Raw genomic sequence first — 19,985 nt, 5'->3', positions numbered from 1 at the left:
AACCCTGCCTAAACTGCTTCAATGACAGCGCTCTATGATCAAATCGGCAAAGGCTATGCCCGGCGTCGTCAGCCGGACCCCCGAATTGCCAAGACCATCCATGATGCGCTGGGCAAAGCGCAATCGGTTTTGAATGTCGGGGCCGGGACGGGGTCTTATGAACCGACCGACCGGGTGGTCACTGCGCTGGAACCTTCCGCCGAAATGATCCACCAACGCCCACCGGAGGCGGCAAAGGCGTATCAAGGTGTTGCCGAAGATCTCCCTTTTGAGGACCAACAGTTTGACGCAGCAATGGCTGTCCTGACGGTGCACCACTGGACGGATTTTGATGCCGGGTTGCACGAGATGCGCCGTGTTTCCAGAGGCCCGGTGGCGATACTGACCTTCGATCCAGAATCCGACTACTTCTGGCTGGCGGACTATATACCGGAGATCATTGCTCTCGATCAGCCGATCATGCCGAAGCTTGGTGCCTTTGAAAAGATTCTGGGCAAGATGACTGTAGAGACTGTCGCGGTCCCCCATGACTGCACGGATGGTTTTCTGGGTGCCTATTGGCGGCGACCGCAGGCCTATCTCGATAAAGCTGTTCGATCCGCCATATCGACCTTCGCGAAACTGGATGACGTGACAGAGCCCATGAAACGGCTGGAGGATGATCTGGCCTCCGGCGTCTGGGAAGCAAAATATGGTCATTTGTTGCAGGAAGAATATCTGGATATCGGCTATTGTCTCGTTGTGGCGGATTGTTCGTAACGAGCCGATCCTTGCCGCAATGACGACCTCAACTTCCGGCAACGGTCCTTATTTCCGCTTTGTCCCGATAGCGGACATTAGGTTTGCTTTGTGATTTGTTCAAAGGTCTAAGTCACTTCATTTATAGGAAGGCCATACATCAATCGTTCGGCTTCGAATTTGAACCTTTTGATCAGGATCAAATATATATTCGGCAAATGGACTATGCTGTTTTTCACCGCAGCAATATAGCCTGCCGATTGATCACGCAGCTGGCGATTTTCTGCTCGGAAAAATGGGAGCAGAAGCGAGATGGATTTCAACCATTCTGAACAGCAGCTACGTTGGCGTGACCGCGTAAGGGAATTTATCACAGACTACGCCCTTCCAAAAGAACCCGAATATCGCGATCATATCGATCATAACAATCCCAAACGGTGGGAAATTCCGGGCTTTCTGGAAGAATTGAAAGCCAGAGCTTATTCCGATGGTCTCTGGAACCTGTTCTTGCCGCCGTCCGAACATGATGAGGACAATTATCGTGGCGCTGGGTTGAGCAATCTGGATTATGCATTGTGCGCGGAGGAAATGGGACGTGTGATGTTTGCATCAGAGGCATTTAACTGTTCCGCACCGGACACCGGCAATATGGAAGTATTGTATCGATACGGGACGCCGGAACAGAAAGAAAAGTGGCTTCGCCCGCTTCTCGATGGTGAGATTCGTTCAGCCTTTCTTATGACCGAACCCGATGTTGCATCTTCTGATGCCTCCAATATCCAAACCTCCATTGTGAGGGATGGTGACAGTTATATCATCAACGGCAGGAAATGGTGGTCTTCCGGCGCTGGAGACCCTCGCTGCAAGCTGGCAATTGTGATGGGAAAAACTAATCCCGAGGCTTCCAGCCATCTCCAGCAGTCACAGATTCTGGTTCCGATGGATGCACCCGGACTGGAAATCATAAGGATGCTGCCAGTTCTCGGATATGATGACGCGCCGCATGGCCATGCAGAAATTGTGATGCGCAACGTTCGTGTGCCGGCCTCCAATATGATATTGGGTGAAGGTCGTGGATTTGAGATAGCGCAGGGTCGTCTAGGACCAGGTCGTATCCATCACTGCATGAGATCCATCGGTGCCGCCGAACGGGCAATCGAAGCGATGGCTGACCGGCTATTGTCCCGTGTCGCCTTTGGCAAGCGTCTCGCTGATCAGTCGATCTGGGAGCAGCATATTGGCGAAGCGCGAATGGATATAGAAATGTCGCGTCTGCTTTGTCTGAAAGCGGCCGACATGATGGACAAAGTCGGCAACAAGGAGGCCAAACGGGAAATCGCGATGATCAAGGTGGCGGCTCCCCGAACCGCTTTAAAAGTCATCGACATGGCAATCCAGGCGCACGGTGCCGGGGGGCTGTCAGATGACTTTGGATTGGCCCATGTTTATGCCGGAATGCGCTCTCTGCGCATCGCTGACGGGCCTGATGAAGTACATTTGAGAACAATTGCGCGGCTGGAGTTTCGGGAGCATCAGGAACGTATGCGGGAGTGGCGACAACATGCTTGATCGCGGCCATATCGAATTTATCCAGTCGCAGGTCTTGCCATGGCAGCGCATTGGTAGCGGGCTGGCGCGCGCCGACGCGGAATATAAGTTGTTGAGCCGCGATCCCAAGGATGGCGCCTGTTCGGCGCTGATGCGCTATCCCGCTGGCTGGTCGCGCCAAGGGCCTGAATATATTGCGGCGGACGAAGAGTTTTATGTTCTTGAAGGCACGCTGGAAATGGATGAGCATTTCTATCCGGCGGACAGTTACGCTTATCTGCCGGCCGGCTGGACCCGCCATGAAATGCGATCGCCGCATGGATGTGTATTGCTCGCATTTTACAATAGGGAACCGACATTGATCGCTCAGCCAGGAGATGGACAGGCCGAAAAAGCGGATAAGGCGATCCGGCATCTTGATGTCGCAGAGATGGATTGGGACATGACCCTGAATGACCCAAATCTGAAACATCTGGGAATTTCGCGAAAAGACTTGCGCACCGATCCCGAAACGGGAGAGCGCACGTTTCTATCCCTGATCCTACCGCAAGCTTCACCGCAAGGGGGATGGGGTCCTCAGGAAATCCACCCCGTTGTAGAAGAAGCCTATATCATCTCCGGAGCATTGACCGGACCGCAAGGGACCATGCATCCTGGTGCCTATTTTTGGCGACCGCCCGATATCGCACATGGACCATTTGGATCACGATGGGGTAGTGTTTCTTTGATCCGGTTTGTCGGCGGCAAACATGTGAATATCTGGACCGAAGAGCAAGCCGCGTTTAACTATGATGCGCCCTATGATCCGATACTTCCGGATAATTTGAATCAGCTCAGCAAGGCCGGCTGGAGTCCTCCACCCGTCTACTGAGCCGATCCTGACTATTGTACCAACAGACCTTTGCTGCCCTTTATGTCCAAGCCGGAAATATCAGCATTGCCGATTAATATTTTAAGATATTGCGCCACCGCGCGCCGCCAACTGGATTCTTCAAGATAATCAGCGATCTTACTTTGCACGGCTTCGAATGGCAGTGTTTCTCCGGAAATTTTCCTTCCAGCTTTGATGACGTGAACACCAAAGCGGGTCTTTACGGGAACCGGACATATTTGGTTTGGTTCAAGGTTGAACAGGAAAGTTTCAAACTCTTCCACCGTCTGGCCAGGACCAATCTGCCCCAGATTGCCAGCCTGTTTTGCCGAGGGACAGGCTGAGAGGGTTTCCGCCAATGCCGCAAAACGCTCAGGGTGATCCCTTAGCTCTAAAATGGTATCAATGGCGCTCAATTCCGCTTTGGCATAACGTTTTTTATCATCCTCTGGCGCTGCAAATAAAATATGCGACGCTTCGACCAGGTCGGGGCTACTGAACTGATCGATATGCTGGTCATAGTAGCGCCGGCAGGTTTCTTCATCGGCATCGGGCGTCGTCACTTCCTGTTCCAACAGGGCTTCGATCCGAGCATCGTCTGGAGCCAATGTACGGCCCTGCGCATCATCAATGAGGGAGGCTTCGATGGACAGCCGGTCAGCTTCTGCCAGCAGCAAGGTTTTGATTGCCAGCGCGCGCGCAGCCTCTGACCAGGCCTCGTCAGGATTGTCCGATGGATGGTTTTGCGCTTCCACTGCGATTGCCTCGGGCGTAATTTCCATTCCATTAACGGAGAATATGGGGGCTTGTGCTGTTTCCATTACAGAGCCGCCTTTTTGCTACGGACAATTTGATAACCGGAACGCCAGATGTAACGCACTGGGGCGGATAGCATGTGCACCAGCCGGGTGAAGGGGAAGATAAGGAATATGGTCAGTCCCAAGAACAAGTGAGCCTTGAATATCGGATGGGCATCCAGAACATAGGATGAAGCATCTGCCTGGAAGGTAAATATCCCTTGCGCCCAATTCATGAACTTGACCATTTCATGGCCATCCAGATGATCGAGCGAAACGAAGATCGTTCCAATGCCGAGCACCAGTTGCAGCCAAAGCAGGAACAGGATCATGATATCGGAGAAGCTGGAAGATCGCCTGATACGGGCGTCGAATAGTCGGCGGTGAAGAAGCAGGCTCGCACCGAAAAAAGCCAACACGCCCGCAACGCCGCCGACAACAATTGCCATTACTTGCTTGGCACCATGGCTGATACCCAGTGCATCGAATAGTGCAATTGGTGTAAGCAGGCCGCCCAAGTGACCAAAGAAAATCACCAACACGCCAAGATGAAATGATAGTGATCCAATCATCAATTGCTTGCGTCGCAAGAGCTGGCTCGATCCGGAACGCCAGCTATAGGGTTCGCGATCATAGCGGATGATCGATCCAATCGCGAGTACCGCCAGCGCGATATAGGGATAGATGCCGAAAACGAGATGGTTCAAAAATTCAGCCATTGTTCGCGCCTCCGTCTTGCTTTGCATCGCCGGGCATTTCCGCCCTTAGATTATCGAGCATATTGGCGACCTTGGGGCAGCCTTCTTCGGGAGAACCCGGACCGAATGTTACCTGTTCTGCTTCCCATGCCTCGTCGAGCGCGTCCAGATCCTCCGGATCATCATCCGGCTCCTTGCGCAAAGCCTCCATGACTTCGGCGTCCGCCGGTCCCGCTAACTGGCCAAGCGCCCCCAAGACGGCAGCATAGCTGCTATCCCGCTTGGCCAGCCTCTCCCCGATCGCAGCAATCACATGAGCCGGCTCGCCCAGTGTTTGCAGCGCCTCTCCGCAAGGCAGGATCGAGAGAAATTCGAGGAATAGTGGCAGAAAGTCAGGAAGCTCGGTGGAATCGATGATCAACCCGTTTTCTTCGTACATGGCTTTGAGATCGACCATTGCCTGCCCGCGATCCCGGCTCTCACCATGGACATGCTCGAACAGGTGGAGCGACAGCGAGCGCGTGCGATCAAACAGCAGCACATAGCGTTCCTGCAAGTCGAGCAGATCACGTTCTTGATATTCGGTAATCAATGGTTTCAAACGCTTGATAAAGGCCGCAGGAACAAGGGCCTCCTCCTTCAGCAGCGGCAGGAAATCGGGCACCGCTTCCTGAATTTCAGCCGTAGGATAGGTCAGCAGTGCGGCGAGGATTTTGAAAGTCTTGGTCATCTTGTGTCTCCTCCGGCAAAAACATCGGACGGCGTCTGGATTTTCTTGCGCTTGGGCGTACCGAACAGATTTGTCTCCGTGGAACCACCGGAACAGCCATTCCCGAACGAGAAGCCGCAGGCCCCGCGCTCATCAAAGGCATCTTCGACATCTTCCCGGTGGCTGGTCGGAATGACGAAACGATCCTCGTAATTGGCGATTGCCATGACATGATACATTTCATCGATCTGTGCCGGTGTCATGCCAACCCGCTCGGCAACATCACTTGCGATCACGCCGTCAATCGTCTTGGCGCGCATATAGCTGCGCATCGCCAGCATCCGTTCCAGACATAGTGCAACCGGTTCTTCCTCTCCAGCGGTCAGGAGATTGGCGAGATAGCGCAAGGGGATACGCAGTGATCGGACATCAGGCATATCATCACTAACCGCGATCTTGCCCGCTTCCGCCGCCGAGTTGATCGGTGAGAGCGGCGGCACATACCAGACCATTGGAAGAGTACGGTATTCCGGGTGTAGCGGGAAAGCGACCTTCCATTCCATCGCCATCTTATAGACCGGCGACTTGCGCGCGGATTCCAGCCATGCCTCCGGGACACCGTCCTTACGCGCCTGTTCAATCACTTCGGGATCATTGGGATCGAGAAAAATATCAAGCTGCGCCTGATAGAGATCTTGCTCGTCTTCGGCCGATGCCGCTTCTTCAATGCGATCTGCATCATAGAGCATCACACCGAGATAACGGATGCGACCAACACAGGTTTCCGAACAGACCGTCGGCTGGCCCACCTCGATACGGGGATAGCAGAAAGTGCATTTTTCTGACTTGCCGCTGTTCCAGTTATAATAGATTTTCTTGTATGGACAGCCCGACACACACATCCGCCAGCCGCGGCATTTCTCTTGATCTATGAGGACAATGCCATCTTCCTCGCGCTTGTAGATAGAACCGGATGGGCAAGCCGCCACGCAGGTCGGGTTGAGGCAATGCTCGCACAGACGCGGCAGATACATCATAAAGGTATTTTCAAATTCGCCGTAAATCTCTTTCTCGACGCCTTTGAAATTATAGTCCTCAGAGCGTTTGGAAAATTCCCCACCAAGAATTTCTTCCCAATTTGGTCCCCAGTTGATTTTTTCCATCCGCTCTCCCGACACCAGCGACCGCGGACGCGCCGTGGGCATCGCCTTCATCTCCGGCGCATTTTGCAGATGCTCGTAATCGAAGGTAAATGGCTCATAATAATCGTCAATTTCCGGCATATCCGGATTGGCGAAAATCTTCGCCAGCAGCCGCCATTTACCACCCATTTTGGGGCGTATCCGACCGTTGCGCTGTCGTTCCCAGCCGCCATTCCACTGTTTTTGGTTTTCCCAGTCCTTGGGATAGCCGATACCGGGCTTGGTCTCGACATTATTGAACCAGACATATTCCATGCCTTCGCGGCTGGTCCAAACATTCTTGCAGGTGACCGAGCAAGTGTGACAGCCGATACATTTATCAAGGTTCAGGACCTTGCCTATTTGTGCACGTACCTTCATTCCGCCGCCTCCATTGTATCAGGGGGTAGCCGGTCTTTTTCTCCATCCAGCCAATCAACATCGGTCATCTTGCGCACGATTACGAATTCATCGCGGTTCGAACCGACCGTGCCGTAGTAGTTGAAGCCGTAACTTTGCTGTGCATAGCCACCGATCATATGCGTCGGTTTCAGCACGGCACGGGTCACGCTGTTATGTATACCGCCGCGCTGGCCTGTAATCTGGGATCCCGGCACATTCACGATTTTTTCCTGCGCGTGATACATGAAGAGGGTTCCCTCTTTCATCCGCTGTGACACAACGACACGGGCACATAGGGCACCGTTACTGTTAAAAGCTTCAACCCAGTCATTGTCGACTAACCCGGCTTTTTCGGCATCCACTTCCGACATCCAGACAATAGGTCCCCCGCGCGATAGCGTCAGCATCAACAGATTGTCGGTATAGGTCGAGTGGATACCCCATTTCTGGTGCGGCGTGATAAAGTTGAGCACGACATGTTTTTGCCCCTCCGCCCGTTCGAGCATCGGCTGCACCGCTTTGGTATCAATCGGCGGACGATAGACGCAAAAGCCTTCGCCAAAGGCGCGCATCCACAAATGATCCTGATAGAGTTGCTGCCGCCCGGTCAATGTCCGCCACGGGATCAACTCATGAACATTGGTATAGCCAGCATTATAGCAAACCTTCTCGCTTTCTATGCCAGACCATGTCGGCGAAGAGATGATCTTGCGCGGCTGCGCCACGACATCACGATAGCGGATTTTCTCGTCCTCTTTCGGGAGCGCCAGATGCTTGTGATCGCGCCCGGTAAATTCTTCCAGTGCTTCCCATGCCTTGACCGCAACCTCGCCATTGGTTTCCGGTGCAAGCATCAATATGACCTCGGTCGCGTCAATGTCGGACTCGATCTTGGCCATGCCCTTGGTCGGACCTTCTTCGGTAACAACGCCATTGAGGTCTCTCAGATGTTGAACCTCATGCGCCGTCTGCCAGGCAATGCCTTTGCCGCCATTGCCCACCTTGTCCATCAACGGGCCAAGCGCGGTAAAACGTTTGTAGAGATTGGGATAATCGCGTTCGACCACTGTCACCTGCGGCATGGTCTTGCCAGGAATGGGGTCAACCTCACCCTTCGTCCAGTCCTTCACATCCATCGGCTGGGCGATTTCGCCCGGCGTGTCGTGCAGGATGGGCGTCATCACGACGTCTTCTTCCTCACCCAGAACTTCGGGCGCAATTTCAGAGAATTTCTTGGCAATCGCTTTGTAAATTTCCCAGTCAGACTTGGACTCCCAGACCGGGTCTACCGCCGCTGAGAGCGGGTGAATGAATGGGTGCATATCCGAGGTGTTGAGATCGTTTTTCTCATACCAGGTCGCGGTCGGCAGCACGATATCCGAATAAACGCAAGTCGTGGACATGCGGAAATCCAATGTCACGACCAGATCGAGTTTTCCCTTGGGCGCATCGTCATGCCATTTGACATCCTCGGGTTTCTCATGCCCCATTTCGCCAAGGTCTTTGCCCTGCACACCATGTTCAGTACCAAGCAGATGCTTGAGCATATATTCATGACCCTTGCCGGAAGAACCAAGCAGGTTGGAGCGCCAGACAAACAGGTTGCGCGGCCAGTTGGCTGGATCGTCAGGATCTTGGCAGCTCAATTCCAGTTCGCCCGATTTTAGGCCATCGACGACATAATCCTTGGGCTCTTTACCCACGGCCCGAGCCGCTTTGGCGACTTCCAGAGGATTGGTTTTGAGCTGTGGTGCCGACGGCAGCCACCCCATGCGTTCGGCGCGGATATTAAAGTCGATTAGCGAACCGCTCATCTCGCCTTCCGGCGCTGTAGGCGACAGGATTTCATCTACACCTAGCGTCTCATAACGCCACTGATCGCTATGCGCATAAAAGAAGCTGGTCGAATTTTGGTGCCGTGGTGGCCGCGCCCAATCAAGCGCGAAGGCCAGTGGTTGCCAACCGGTCTGTGGACGCAATTTTTCTTGTCCCACATAATGCGACCAGCCGCCGCCAGATTGCCCGATGCAGCCGCACATAACCAAGAGATTGATAATCCCCCGATAGTTCATATCCATATGATACCAGTGGTTGAGACCGGCACCGAGAATGACCATCGACTTGCCGCGGGTCTTTTCTGCATTGGTTGCAAATTCGCGGGCAACGGTGATGATATTGTCCGCCGGAACGCCGGTAATTTCTTCGGCCCAGACCGGAGTATATGGTTCGTTCTCGGCGAAGGTTTTGGCAATATTCTCGCCGCCCAGACCGCGATCGAGCCCGTAATTGGCCATGAAGAGGTCATAGACAGACGCTACCAATGTATCGCCTTCAGCCAATTCCACACGCTTTGCCGGAATGCGCCGGATCAGCTTGTCGGGATGATCCGTCCCTTTAAAATAATCATGATCACGATTGCCGAAATAGGGGAAGGCTACATCGACAACCGTGTCATGATCATCCTCAAGAATATTGGTCAGCTTGAGCTTGGTTTCCTTGCCCCCGCTTTCCTTCTCCTCAAGATTCCATTTACCTTTTTCGCTCCAGCGCGAACCGACAGTGCCGTTTGGAACGACAATTTTTCCACTCAGTTCGTCATGGGCAACGGTTTTCCACTCAGCATTTTCTGTCTCGCCCAGCGCATCCTTGAACTCCGATGCACGCAGCAACCTCTCGGGAATGAAGTGACCATCCTTTTCGACCAACCGGACCAGCATCGGCATGTCGGAATATTTGCGGGCATATTCTTCAAAATATTCTGCCTGCCGGTCGAGATGATATTCGCGTAGGATGACATGACCCATGGCCATTGCCAGGGCGGCATCAGTTCCTTGTTTCGGGTGTAGCCACATGTCGGAAAATTTGGCGGCTTCCGAATAGTCGGGGGAAACAACAACCGATTTCGCGCCCTTATAGCGGGCCTCGGTATAGAAATGCGCATCTGGCGTGCGCGTCTGCGGAACGTTCGAGCCCCAGAGCATCAGAAATCCGCTATTATACCAGTCGGCGCTTTCCGGAACATCGGTCTGCTCGCCCCAGGTCATCGGAGAGGCGGGCGGCAAATCGCAATACCAGTCGTAAAAGGACATGCATGTGCCACCGAGCAGTGACATATAGCGCGAACCTGCGGCATACGAGACCATCGACATTGCCGGAATAGGCGAGAATCCGATCACCCGGTCCGGGCCGTACTTCTTCGCCGTATAAGCATTGGCCGCCGCTATGATTTCCGTAACCTCATCCCATTTGGCACGGATGAAGCCGCCATGGCCGCGAATTTTGGTGTAGCTGTCGCGTTTTGCCTTATCGTCGACAATCGATGCCCAAGCCGCCACCGGTTCCATTGTTTTGCGTGCTTCGCGCCATAGCCGCATCAGCCGCGAGCGGATCAACGGATATTTCACCCGGTTGGCGGAGTAGATATACCAGCTATAACTCGCACCGCGTGAACAACCGCGCGGTTCGTGATTGGGGATATCTGGCCGCGTCCGGGGATAATCCGTCTGCTGCGTCTCCCAGGTAACAATCCCGCCCTTCACATAGACTTTCCATGAACAGGAGCCAGTGCAATTGACGCCGTGGGTGGAGCGGACAATCTTGTCATGCTGCCACCGCTTGCGATAGCCATCCTCCCAGCGCCGGTCCTCACTGGTCGTGACACCATGGCCATTGGCATAGGGCGCTTTGGTTTTGCTGAAAAAATTTAATCGGTCGAGAAGATGGCTCATTTCGGATCCTCGTTCAGGCGGTAGCCGGGATAGGTGCGGCGGCTTCTCTGCCCCGCTCGATGTCGTGAAGCAGGCTGCCCCGCCGGGTGTAATAATTCCACGTGACGAAGGCGCAGGCAGCATAGAAGATCAGGAAGCCCCAGAGCGCCGCGTTGGGCGTGCCGGTCATCGCAATCGAGCTACCATAGGCTTTCGGGATGAAGAACGCCCCGTAAGCAGCGATGGCGGACGTGAACCCGATAATCGCTGCCGATTCCTTCTCTGCATTGCGAAGCTGCTCATTGGCAGGCAGCTCAGGCATCAACCGTCCGACTTCCTTACGCATGATGATTGGAATCATCTGGAAGGTTGATGCGTTGCCAATGCCGGTTGCGAAAAACAGCAACATGAACATCGCGAAGAAGCCCCAGAATGCACCTTCCTGTTCCTTGATACCAAGGAAATAGAGCACACCAGCTACCGCCGCGATCATGAGCAGGAATGTCCAGAAGGTGACTCGTCCACCGCCCCATTTGTCCGCAATCCAGCCGGTTGCCGCGCGCGAAACCGCACCAACCAATGGCCCAAGGAACACATATTGCAGCGAGTCCACATCGGGGAAGGCAATTTTTGACAATAGTGGGAAACCAGCAGAATAGCCGATAAATGACCCAAATGTCCCTGTGTAGAGGAAACACATGATCCAGTTATGCTTGCGCTGGAAGATCACGGCCTGATCAGAGAAGGTCGCTTTTGCAGAAGCGATGTCGTTCATGCCGAACCACGCAAGCACAGAACTGATCAGAATGAATGGGATCCAGATGAACCCGGCATTTTGCATCCACAGCTGACCGCCACCTTCCAGCGCCTGAGGCTCGCCGCCCATGGCGCCAAAAACGCCAGCGGTGATGACAATCGGCACCACAAATTGCATGACGGATACACCGGCATTGCCCAGACCGGCATTGAGCGCCAGCGCGTTTCCTTTCTGCCGCTTCGGGAAGAAGAAGCTGATATTGGCCATGGAGGAAGCGAAACTACCACCACCAAGACCGCAGAGCAGCGCCAGTGTCAGGAAGATGAAATAGGGTGTTTCCGGATTTTGTACCGCATAGCCGATACCAAATGCCGGTATCATCAATGACAACGTGGTTAGCGTAGTCCAAAGCCTGCCGCCGAATATTGGTACCATGAAACTGTAGAATATGCGCAGCGTTGCGCCGGAAAGACCCGGCAAGGCCGCCAGCCAGAAGAGCTGGTCGGTCGTATAGTTGAAACCAATGGACGGCAGCTTGGCGACCACCACCGACCAGACCAGCCAGACGGAGAAAGCGAGCAACAGGCAGGGAATGGAAATCCACAGGTTGCGCTGAGCAATTTTCGCTCCCCTATCCACCCAGAATTCTTCGTCCTCCGGCTCCCATTCCTCCAGCACTTTGCCAGTGGCGTGGGTCTTTTTGTGTACTGATGCGCTCTGGACATTTTCCATTTCGGGGAATTCGGGCAGTTCAGATATGTGTTCGCCGATGGCTCTATGTTCCATCTGACGCACCGAGAAGTGCATCCACGCCAGCGCGATACCAACCAGCGCGAAGAGTAGCATGTAGCAGCTCGTCCAGATACCGGTGAGATCATTCATGGCCCCAAAGGCGATAGGCAAAATGAAGCCGCCCAGCCCGCCGATCATGCCGACAAGGCCGCCGACGCTTCCGACATTTTCCGGATAATAGACCGGAATATGCTTGTAGACCGCCGCCTTGCCCAGCGACATGAAAAAACCGAGAACAAAAATCGTCACGACAAAGGGAACCAGCCCCATGGAAGTCGAGAATTTAATCTCCCCCCGGATGCCGTGAATGATATAATCCGTCTCCGGATAGCTCAGCATGAAAAGGCAAATCAGCGACACGCCGAAAGTAGCGTACATCACTTTGCGTGCGCCATAGCGATCCGATAAATAGCCGCCATAGGCACGAAACAGGCTCGCCGGTATGGAATAGGCAGCCGCAAGCAAACCGGCCGTCTTGATGTCTAGTCCGTAAACATCAATCAGATAATGTGGTAACCAAAGCGCTAGCGCGACAAAGGCACCGAACACGAAGAAATAGTAAAGGGCAAAACGCCAAACCTGTTGATTCCTCAGCGGCTCCAGCTGCATCAACGCCGAACGCGGTTTTTCGCCGCTCTGTTTGCGAGATTGTATTTCCGGATCGTCTTCGGTCGTGAACCAGAAAAAGATTGCTGTTGCAGCCAGCACCGCTGCCCAGACCTGCGCCACCGCAGTCCAGCCGTAAGCGACCAGCACAAGAGGTGCCAAAAGCTTGGTAACTGCCGCACCAACATTGCCAGCACCAAAAATACCGAGCGCAGTTCCTTGTTTTTTTTGCGAATACCATTTGGAGACATAGGCAATGCCAACCGCAAAACTGCCGCCGGCGAGGCCGACGCCCAATGCGGCGATGAGCATCACGATATAACTATCCGCCCAAGAGAGCAGAAAAGTCGCGAGGGCCGCAGCCAACATAGTCAATGAAAATACCAGCCGACCGCCATATTGATCGGTCCAGATGCCGAGGAATATACGGGAAAGTGATCCGGTCAGAATCGGTGTGCCGACAAGCAAGCCAAACTGGGTATCAGATAGCCCCAGATCTTCTTTGATCTGGATTCCGATAATCGAGAATATGGTCCAAACCGCAAAACAGATGGTGAAAGCGAAGGTGCTCATCCCCAACGCTTTATGTTGCTGTCTTGATGTTACGCTGGCGATATCTTGCATGACATGTCCCCATCAATGTCAGAAGACCGCTTGCCCTCTGATTTGGCATTGGTTTCAGTGGACACCAGTTTTGCGGCTTTGATCTGCATCAAAGAATGCAAAACTGCTGAAAATAAGGAAAAATGTCGCTTGGTGATTTATCCGATTTCCATATCGATTTTAGTTTCTTTCAAATCAGTACTTGATATAAATCAATCGACTCCAAGAAGCTTTGCAATAGCGAATCGGGGAATGAAAATTGATGCGTTCACAAGATATTTCCGCGGTGCGCGATCTGCCGATGTTTTTCGGCATGGCAGATGAAAATTTCGAAGACCTGGTATCGGTCGCTTTTCTTCAGAATTTCCCGGCGCAGGTCGATTTGATCCGTGAGGGGGACAGCGCTGATTTCCTTTACATATTGGTTGAGGGATCGGCTGAACTCTTCGCCCGCAATGACGGACGTGAAACCAGCATGGCGATCGTGAAGCCCACTTCAGCATTCATTCTCGCTGCGGTGTTGATTGATGCCGTTTGCCTGATGTCAGCCAGAACACTGACTGCATCGCGATTGCTGATGATCCCGGCCGAGCATATCCGGCGCCATTTTGCCGGAGACAAGATATTTGCCGTTGCGATCGCGTCCGAATTGTCAAAAGCCTATCGTCAGATGGTCAAAATGCACAAGGAAACCAAGTTGCGGCCCGCTTTTGAACGACTTGCAAACTATCTGCTGCGTCTGGCGCAAGAGAATGACGGCGCTTCCAGTTTTGCCTTGCCGGCAGACAAGAGAACAATTGCTGCCCTTTTAAGCATGACCCCTGAAAACCTGTCCCGGTCTTTCGGTGCATTAAATAAGCATGGCGTCGGGGTGCAGGGGGCGACCGTGCATATTGACGACCAACAGGCGCTCGAAAAATTTTCCTGCCCCAATCCGCTGATCGACGATCCTGAAATCGGCCTGGGGGTACGCTAACGCCGCGGCGCGAATAGCATTGGTCCGTATAGCATCACGAAAAGCAGAAAGCCCGATGCCCAGACCATAGCTGCAATCGACATCGCCAGGGCGTAACCCATATCGCCAAATGGCAAAATGATACGCAGAAGTGCGCCAATGAATATCAATATGTAAATCGCCACCGTTCCGGTCCCGGCGCGCAATTCCCGCCCACAATGACCCAAGCTGGCTCTCGTCATCACCGCCATGGTGAGCTGCCCTATCGCCCCTGTTGTCAGGGCATGCAAGGCATGAGCCGCAGTTAAAATTTCAGGCTGCAAAATGGCGAACCCGATCATGCCAAAAGATACCGGAATCCAGATATAGGCGATATGCAAAACCAACACGAGCGGGTCGCGCACTACCGCCCATCCACGCCATCGGACAAGACGAACCAGATGCAAAGCCGCGATAATCAAAAAGCCCCAACCCGTGACAATGGATGTGGGAGCCATGATCCAACAGGTCATGACCAGAGCGGAAATCAGCAAGGCCATTTTATCGAACAGATTGAATGGTGTCGGCAACGGCAACATGCCTTGCTTCTTCATCCAGTTGGTTGTGAAGGAGGGGATGATGCGGCCACCGATCAGCAGCATCAATATTGTGATCACCACCAGTGCCGACCGCTGCCCGGTCTGGTAAGGCAGATTCAGTGCTGGCTCCGCATGCCAGACAATATTGCTGACCGCCAACAGGGTGATCAGCGCACAAATGGGCAGGTTTCGCCAGTTCTGGCCAACGATAACTTCACGCCAGGCCAGACCGGCAACGGCAAACAGGAAAAGGCAATCAACGAAAGCAATCACCAAAGCATTGCCACCAACAAACATCACGACGCGGCCAGTCAACCAGAGCATGAACAGCAAAGCCAGTGGCGTGCCCATGACCGGCAATCGGCCGGTCCAGTTGGGGATTGCCGTCATGATAAATCCCGTGACCACGGCGCCGACATAACCGAAGACCATCTCATGCGCGTGCCAGCCCAGTGCATTGCCATCTGCCCCGATCCGATATCCATGCGTGAAGGCCGCCATCCAAAGCGGTACGGCCAGCCCGGCGAACAGCGCGGCGGAAAAGAAAAAAGGCCGAAAGCCATGGCTAAAAAAGGCAGGTTCAGAATATGCCCCCCGCTTGTCGCCGAGGCTTTGCTCTGTTTCAGCCATCAGAATTTAAGCTGGGTAGTGAACCAGAATTTCTGCGTATCGGTCGCGAATCCATCGCTGTCATAGTCGGCATATTTTAATGACACGGAAACATGCTTGCCAAAGCTACGCGCAATCAGGAAATTCCATTCCGTGCCATAGTCCAGATTACCGCGCGTTGATTTATAATCATGGTAGAGCGCGCGGAAGGTCGTTCCTTTCAGCCACGAAGGGCCACCGGGTTTGAGAATAACGTCACCATAGAGATCGCGTAAGCCATTTGCCGGGGTATTGAGAAATTTATCGGCCCAGCCATTAAATTTGTGCAGCGTGGCCAGTGGTGTTTGCAGTGCGGTGGCCCCGTCACCTTCCAGCCTTTCCAGTCCGACTTTCACGGTCACCGGGCCAGCAGCAATTCCCGGCTCCAACAACAGATAATCATGCCGGAAATTGGCTGGATTGGGTCCATAGTCGGACTGTCGGGCATATTCCGCGGTGTAGAGCAATTTTGCACCGCCCAAATCCTGCTTGCCGGCCAGGCGTACACCATATGTTTGCGACGATGCACCCCGCGCATCAGGGATATCCAGCAGATAGGCATAGGCGGTAACATTACCGATGACCGGTGCCTGGTAGTTTACCCGGATGAGATGGATATCATTGTTCCGAAACGTTCCGCTCGGTGAGTCCGGCCCAAATATCCGTTGGACCCGCCAGCTATATCCATAGGTCGCAGAAAAACCCTTGGCAGGCGTCACGGTCACCAACGCCGCATCCATAGTCTGGTCATTTTGCCGCCAGCCGACCGAACCAACCCAGCGCTGGTTGTCGAGATTGATGGCTTGCCGCCCCGCCTTGGCATCGACGATCCCGCCATGCCGCCAGCGGATATAGGCCTGGTTAAGCACGACATCCTCCGGATCAGCCACCACGGGAAATTGTGTCTTCCCGTTCAGCGTATCGTTGAACTTCTCCGCTCCGACATTGGAAATCGCTTCCATTTCCAGCTTGGCGCTGAGGCCTTGCCATTCAATTGTTTCAATACCGGCCTTTATCCGCACGGTCGACGCCGTTGCATTACGTGGGAGCCCGTCCTGATCGACGGTTTCAAGACGATATCGCAAATCCGCATAAGGCTTCAGCTGTTCAATCACCTGCGTTTCGTCTTCTCCTGTTTCTGCCAGAACTGGCTGCGGAAAAATGAGCATAACCACTACGGCTAAAAGCAGAACCGAATATTTGGAAACTTGAACCATGATATTCCTCCCGGAGAAATTGGGAATTTCCAACTAGCGAGAGTTTGGGTAGTTGAAATTGATTTATATCAAGAACGGAGCGAAGTCATTATTTTCGAATTGGGACCGCATCGACTATATGGGAATCCTTGCAAGGCCAAATCAGATATCGGAAAAAAGGTAAGTGAAATTTGATTTCGCTTATGTGCGTCGGATAAGAATTCGATCCATTTTACCAGCACAGTTCTTATACGAAGATGGGGAGATAATGACCGTTTCAAAAGAGATACCTTTTACGCGAAACGGGATTTCGACTGAAAAGGAACAGAGAATCCGCTCTGCCGTCCGGGGAGCGGAATCCCTGCCCACAGACAATGCGATGTCTCGTATTGCCGTGAAAGAGGATGCGGAACTGTTCCACGAATTCTTAAGCGATCCACAAATCAGCGCTCCGATTTATACGCTGCCACGTCCCTTGACTGTTGACGCGTTAGAACATTTTATAGCGAAACATGCTGAGGAACAGAGCAAGGGCGAAGGCCTGCTGTTTCTGAACTTCAACTCTGAGGGTGAGATTGGAGGTTATCAGGATATTTGCATCTGGCCGCGATGGGCTGCGGGAGAACTGGGTGGTGCCGTACATCCTGACCGGCAAGGCAAAAGGAAGGGGATTGAGGGCGCAAAGCTGGGCTTTGACTGGATGTTTAATATTTTGGGCCTGGATTTGATCTGCGAAACAGCCTCCCTGAACAATCATCGAACCGCGCGCCTTCTGGATGGGCTAGGCTTTAAGCGGATGGGCGAAACGCTGAGTCAACGCGACGATGGCACGACGCGTGCATCACTGGTCTGGGAAATTTCCAAAGAGCAATGGTGCAGAAAGCACGGCGATTGATAAGGCAATCCTATACGGAAAGCGGCTTTATGTAGGTCGCCATATCAAAATAATCCCGCCAGACTTTGATCTTCCCATTCTCCATCTCAAACACGCCGCAGCAAGGCAAGTCTACCGCGATATCGCCAACCATTGTGCGGTCGAGACGTTCGGCGATGACGATATCACCGTCCTCCACCAGATTAAGAATATCCCAGTCGGTCCTTGTCCAATTACTGATAAACCCCGCTATAAACGGCTTCAGGCTGTCAGGACCCGAAACCGGGGTTGCGGCCATGTTGTGATAGACACCGTCGACTGTGAAATATTCCACTAGCGCATCAGCATCCAGCCGAGACCATGCCTCGATAAACTCTCTGACGATTTCCTTGTTGGACGCCATGCCTTATCTCGCTGATAATGCTACTGTGATCCGATAATCTAGATGATTTGACTTGCGGTGTCGAACCTCCGCTTTTGCGCACAAAGCGGATATTAGGGGTGCGGCTGCTTTGTCCCAAAAGCGAACGTTAGACCCAGTCAAAAAAGACGGAATACTGGTTATCCACCAAACTGTATGATGCATAGGCATTCAGTATTGGGATGGAGTTGAACTGCTCGCGACCTCCATTCCTTAGCCGACAATGGTGTCTTTACACCATTCGCCGCCGGTCAAGACCGGGCTATGCTAGTGCGAAGAACCCGTGAAGAGAGGAACCTGCTTTGGCCGCCATTATGACAAGCATAAAGGTACTAATCCGCATTGCATTCGCCTATTTTGCCGCCTGCCTCGCTGCCTCGCTCGGGATATTTTTGATTTCCAGCATCATGGCGATCGGGCAACCACTCATGGAAGGCGTGACCTGGGGTGAGGATATCGCGAACCAGGCAGGCTATCTACCTGTATTCGCTGCCATGGCAGGGATTCTTGCCGCCCCTGTCGCTCTGGTCGCGATACTTGTTTCTGAAATCCGCAAGATCACAAGGCTGTGGTATTTTCTCTTTACCGGAGCTGCAGCCGGGATCCCGGTCCTGTTCCGCGGTGACCAGATAACGGTGATGCGTGCCATCGAGGATTATGCCACGCTTGGTCCAATTGGTGCTGCAGCAGGTGCTGCATTCTGGCTTGTTCGCCATCGCAGATGGCCGATCTAAATTCTGTCTGAGCTACCGCTTTACCGGCAGCAACGGAGCGAGACCTTTAGATGGCCTCAACCGCCTGATGGTTACGCCCCGGTCAAAAGCAAGCATGTCCGGGCTTGTACCTATTTCTTTTTCTTACAGTTTTTGATTTTGATTTCAGGGACGCTTGGGCCGCCGGTCTTGCTTTCGATATATTGCCTGTTTCCTACAAAGGTGAACGGCACTTTCCTTAGCTTGCCGCTCTTAATGTCAAAATCTCTGGGAGCTTGTCCCGGATTAAACAACCAGCGGAACTCCGCTTTGTCCGACAAGTAAATGTCAGACTTGCGTTTCCAGCCTTGTATCTTGCCATTGTCAACATAGGCGTAAAAATCTTTCAGGTCGTAGCCGTTCAATTCAACAATCATGTCGGCTCGTGCGGAAATTTTATGCCATCCCCATACCGTAATGCCCGAATTCCTGTTTCGGCCGGTCCTTGCAAACACAGCTCTTACCGGCGACGTACAGGTGTTGGTGACTCTGTAGGAATATTTGCTGCGCCAGGGTTTGGATTGCTTTCGCGGAACTGTTCTATTTTGGGGTGCCGGCACGTAAGTTTCTGTCTGTTGTGGGGGTCGCAGGGGTTCGGGTGATTGACGCTGGTTGTTTGACTGGTCCTGCAGAGAGGCATTTGATGAACAACGTTGATATTGCTGGGTACAATAGCCGCGCGAGTAGCATCCGCCTGTTTTTGCCGGACAACTGCTCTGCATACTAATGCGCGTTGGCTTGCGCCCGCATGCTTTGATTACAGCTCTATCTCTATATCTTTGAACCTCACTCGCGCTGGGGCGGCCGCCATTGTTAAGATTGCCCCGAAGTCCCGGCAAAGTGCTCAGTCGGCGGTTCTTGCAGTTTTCATATCTTCCAACGATATTGGCCCTGCACTGGTCCGTCCGGTTTTGCTCATATCGCTCATTTGCTTTGCAACGATTGGAGTCAATTTCGCAACTTTGCCGAGCAATGCGGCATTGGTTCTCGGCCTCTCCAACTGTTTGAAGTAACATGGCGGGAATAGCAGGCGACGCATGTGCTCTGCTGTCCGATGCAGCTGTCGGCATAAGGATAGAAATGGTGAGAAGAGCGGCTGCAACGAGCCCCCCGATGACATAGCTTTTGTTGCCCATTTTTCCCTCGCTTCTG

Annotated in this window: 16 protein-coding genes; 6 read left to right on the top strand and 10 right to left on the bottom strand. The window is 53.2% G+C overall.

The window, feature by feature from the left end:
* The first annotated feature begins 21 nt into the window (after positions 1–21).
* The 3 genes from DK507_RS05950 (at position 22) to DK507_RS05935 (ending at position 3,157) form a co-directional block, all read left to right on the top strand.
* Positions 22–759 (top strand): class I SAM-dependent methyltransferase, encoded by a 738-nt coding sequence (locus tag DK507_RS05950; protein WP_109355441.1) that lies wholly within the window; start codon positions 22–24, stop codon positions 757–759.
* Between the two features lie 291 nt (positions 760–1,050).
* Positions 1,051–2,307 carry an acyl-CoA dehydrogenase family protein gene (locus DK507_RS05940; RefSeq protein ID WP_109355439.1) on the top strand — a complete coding sequence of 419 codons (1,257 nt, stop codon included), beginning with the start codon at positions 1,051–1,053 and terminating at the stop codon, positions 2,305–2,307.
* On the top strand, positions 2,300–3,157 hold the full coding sequence (locus DK507_RS05935) for a DUF4437 domain-containing protein (RefSeq protein WP_109355438.1): 858 nt from the start codon (positions 2,300–2,302) through the stop codon (positions 3,155–3,157). The genes DK507_RS05940 and DK507_RS05935 overlap by 8 nt, the downstream gene beginning before the upstream one ends.
* Before the next feature lie 11 nt (positions 3,158–3,168).
* Here the strand turns inward: DK507_RS05935 and DK507_RS05930 are convergent, their stop codons facing one another.
* Genes DK507_RS05930 through DK507_RS05905 form a run of 6 tightly spaced genes read right to left on the bottom strand, consistent with a single transcriptional unit; the run spans position 3,169 to position 13,379 of the window.
* Positions 3,169–3,978 carry a peptidylprolyl isomerase gene (locus tag DK507_RS05930; protein ID WP_109355437.1) on the bottom strand — a complete coding sequence of 270 codons (810 nt, stop codon included), beginning with the start codon at positions 3,976–3,978 and terminating at the stop codon, positions 3,169–3,171.
* Entirely contained in the window at positions 3,978–4,673 is a 696-nt protein-coding gene (narI, locus tag DK507_RS05925) for a respiratory nitrate reductase subunit gamma (RefSeq protein WP_109355436.1), read from the bottom strand. Before narI ends, DK507_RS05930 begins: the two co-directional genes overlap by 1 nt.
* Entirely contained in the window at positions 4,666–5,382 is a 717-nt protein-coding gene (gene narJ / locus DK507_RS05920; protein WP_109355435.1) for a nitrate reductase molybdenum cofactor assembly chaperone, read from the bottom strand. The genes narI and narJ overlap by 8 nt, the downstream gene beginning before the upstream one ends.
* The gene (gene narH, locus DK507_RS05915; protein ID WP_109355434.1) at positions 5,379–6,923 is read right to left on the bottom strand and encodes a nitrate reductase subunit beta; all 1,545 of its coding nucleotides are present in this window, start codon (positions 6,921–6,923) and stop codon (positions 5,379–5,381) included. The genes narJ and narH overlap by 4 nt, the downstream gene beginning before the upstream one ends.
* Complete coding sequence (locus DK507_RS05910; protein ID WP_109355433.1) at positions 6,920–10,672, bottom strand: nitrate reductase subunit alpha; 3,753 nt, start codon at positions 10,670–10,672, stop codon at positions 6,920–6,922. Before DK507_RS05910 ends, narH begins: the two co-directional genes overlap by 4 nt.
* A 13-nt stretch (positions 10,673–10,685) precedes the next feature.
* The gene (locus DK507_RS05905) at positions 10,686–13,379 is read right to left on the bottom strand and encodes an MFS transporter (RefSeq protein WP_216822339.1); all 2,694 of its coding nucleotides are present in this window, start codon (positions 13,377–13,379) and stop codon (positions 10,686–10,688) included.
* A 292-nt stretch (positions 13,380–13,671) separates the two neighbouring features.
* Here DK507_RS05905 and DK507_RS05900 point away from each other — a divergent pair, with 292 nt between their 5' ends.
* Complete coding sequence (locus DK507_RS05900; RefSeq protein ID WP_109355431.1) at positions 13,672–14,385, top strand: cyclic nucleotide-binding domain-containing protein; 714 nt, start codon at positions 13,672–13,674, stop codon at positions 14,383–14,385.
* Here DK507_RS05900 and DK507_RS05895 read toward each other — a convergent pair.
* A complete protein-coding gene (locus DK507_RS05895; protein ID WP_109355430.1) occupies positions 14,382–15,572 on the bottom strand; it encodes an NnrS family protein in 1,191 nt (396 codons plus the stop codon). The two genes, DK507_RS05900 and DK507_RS05895, sit on opposite strands and share 4 nt — an antisense overlap.
* Positions 15,572–16,807, bottom strand: a complete 1,236-nt coding sequence (locus DK507_RS05890) for an alginate export family protein (RefSeq protein ID WP_109355429.1) — start codon at positions 16,805–16,807, stop codon at positions 15,572–15,574. The genes DK507_RS05895 and DK507_RS05890 overlap by 1 nt, the downstream gene beginning before the upstream one ends.
* A gap of 163 nt (positions 16,808–16,970) precedes the next feature.
* Here DK507_RS05890 and DK507_RS05885 point away from each other — a divergent pair, with 163 nt between their 5' ends.
* Positions 16,971–17,681, top strand: coding sequence for a GNAT family N-acetyltransferase (locus tag DK507_RS05885; RefSeq protein ID WP_162558918.1), 711 nt, complete (start codon positions 16,971–16,973; stop codon positions 17,679–17,681).
* 10 nt (positions 17,682–17,691) lie between these two features.
* On the opposite strand, the gene DK507_RS05880 is transcribed toward DK507_RS05885, so the two are convergent.
* The gene (locus DK507_RS05880; RefSeq protein WP_109355427.1) at positions 17,692–18,063 is read right to left on the bottom strand and encodes a limonene-1,2-epoxide hydrolase family protein; all 372 of its coding nucleotides are present in this window, start codon (positions 18,061–18,063) and stop codon (positions 17,692–17,694) included.
* A gap of 332 nt (positions 18,064–18,395) precedes the next feature.
* Here DK507_RS05880 and DK507_RS05875 point away from each other — a divergent pair, with 332 nt between their 5' ends.
* Positions 18,396–18,815 (top strand): hypothetical protein, encoded by a 420-nt coding sequence (locus DK507_RS05875; protein WP_162558917.1) that lies wholly within the window; start codon positions 18,396–18,398, stop codon positions 18,813–18,815.
* A gap of 110 nt (positions 18,816–18,925) precedes the next feature.
* On the opposite strand, the gene DK507_RS17800 is transcribed toward DK507_RS05875, so the two are convergent.
* Positions 18,926–19,969 carry a hypothetical protein gene (locus DK507_RS17800; RefSeq protein WP_162558916.1) on the bottom strand — a complete coding sequence of 348 codons (1,044 nt, stop codon included), beginning with the start codon at positions 19,967–19,969 and terminating at the stop codon, positions 18,926–18,928.
* Positions 19,970–19,985 lie beyond the last annotated feature (16 nt).

Source organism: Sphingorhabdus sp. EL138 (genome assembly GCF_900258045.1).
GTDB lineage: Bacteria > Pseudomonadota > Alphaproteobacteria > Sphingomonadales > Sphingomonadaceae > Parasphingorhabdus.
Note: the sequence above shows the minus strand (reverse complement) of the source record. Positions and strands in the feature narration are given on the sequence as shown.

Coding starts and splice junctions, on each gene's coding strand:
- DK507_RS05935 (WP_109355438.1), top strand. CDS start 2,300: ATGCTTGATCGCGGCCATATCGAATTTATCCAGTCGCAGGTCTTGCCA.
- narI (WP_109355436.1), bottom strand. CDS start 4,673: ATGGCTGAATTTTTGAACCATCTCGTTTTCGGCATCTATCCCTATATC.
- DK507_RS05880 (WP_109355427.1), bottom strand. CDS start 18,063: ATGGCGTCCAACAAGGAAATCGTCAGAGAGTTTATCGAGGCATGGTCT.
- DK507_RS05950 (WP_109355441.1), top strand. CDS start 22: ATGACAGCGCTCTATGATCAAATCGGCAAAGGCTATGCCCGGCGTCGT.
- DK507_RS05910 (WP_109355433.1), bottom strand. CDS start 10,672: ATGAGCCATCTTCTCGACCGATTAAATTTTTTCAGCAAAACCAAAGCG.
- DK507_RS05875 (WP_162558917.1), top strand. CDS start 18,396: ATGACAAGCATAAAGGTACTAATCCGCATTGCATTCGCCTATTTTGCC.
- DK507_RS05900 (WP_109355431.1), top strand. CDS start 13,672: ATGCGTTCACAAGATATTTCCGCGGTGCGCGATCTGCCGATGTTTTTC.
- DK507_RS05895 (WP_109355430.1), bottom strand. CDS start 15,572: ATGGCTGAAACAGAGCAAAGCCTCGGCGACAAGCGGGGGGCATATTCT.
- DK507_RS05890 (WP_109355429.1), bottom strand. CDS start 16,807: ATGGTTCAAGTTTCCAAATATTCGGTTCTGCTTTTAGCCGTAGTGGTT.
- narH (WP_109355434.1), bottom strand. CDS start 6,923: ATGAAGGTACGTGCACAAATAGGCAAGGTCCTGAACCTTGATAAATGT.
- DK507_RS05930 (WP_109355437.1), bottom strand. CDS start 3,978: ATGGAAACAGCACAAGCCCCCATATTCTCCGTTAATGGAATGGAAATT.
- DK507_RS05905 (WP_216822339.1), bottom strand. CDS start 13,379: ATGAGCACCTTCGCTTTCACCATCTGTTTTGCGGTTTGGACCATATTC.
- DK507_RS05940 (WP_109355439.1), top strand. CDS start 1,051: ATGGATTTCAACCATTCTGAACAGCAGCTACGTTGGCGTGACCGCGTA.
- narJ (WP_109355435.1), bottom strand. CDS start 5,382: ATGACCAAGACTTTCAAAATCCTCGCCGCACTGCTGACCTATCCTACG.
- DK507_RS17800 (WP_162558916.1), bottom strand. CDS start 19,969: ATGGGCAACAAAAGCTATGTCATCGGGGGGCTCGTTGCAGCCGCTCTT.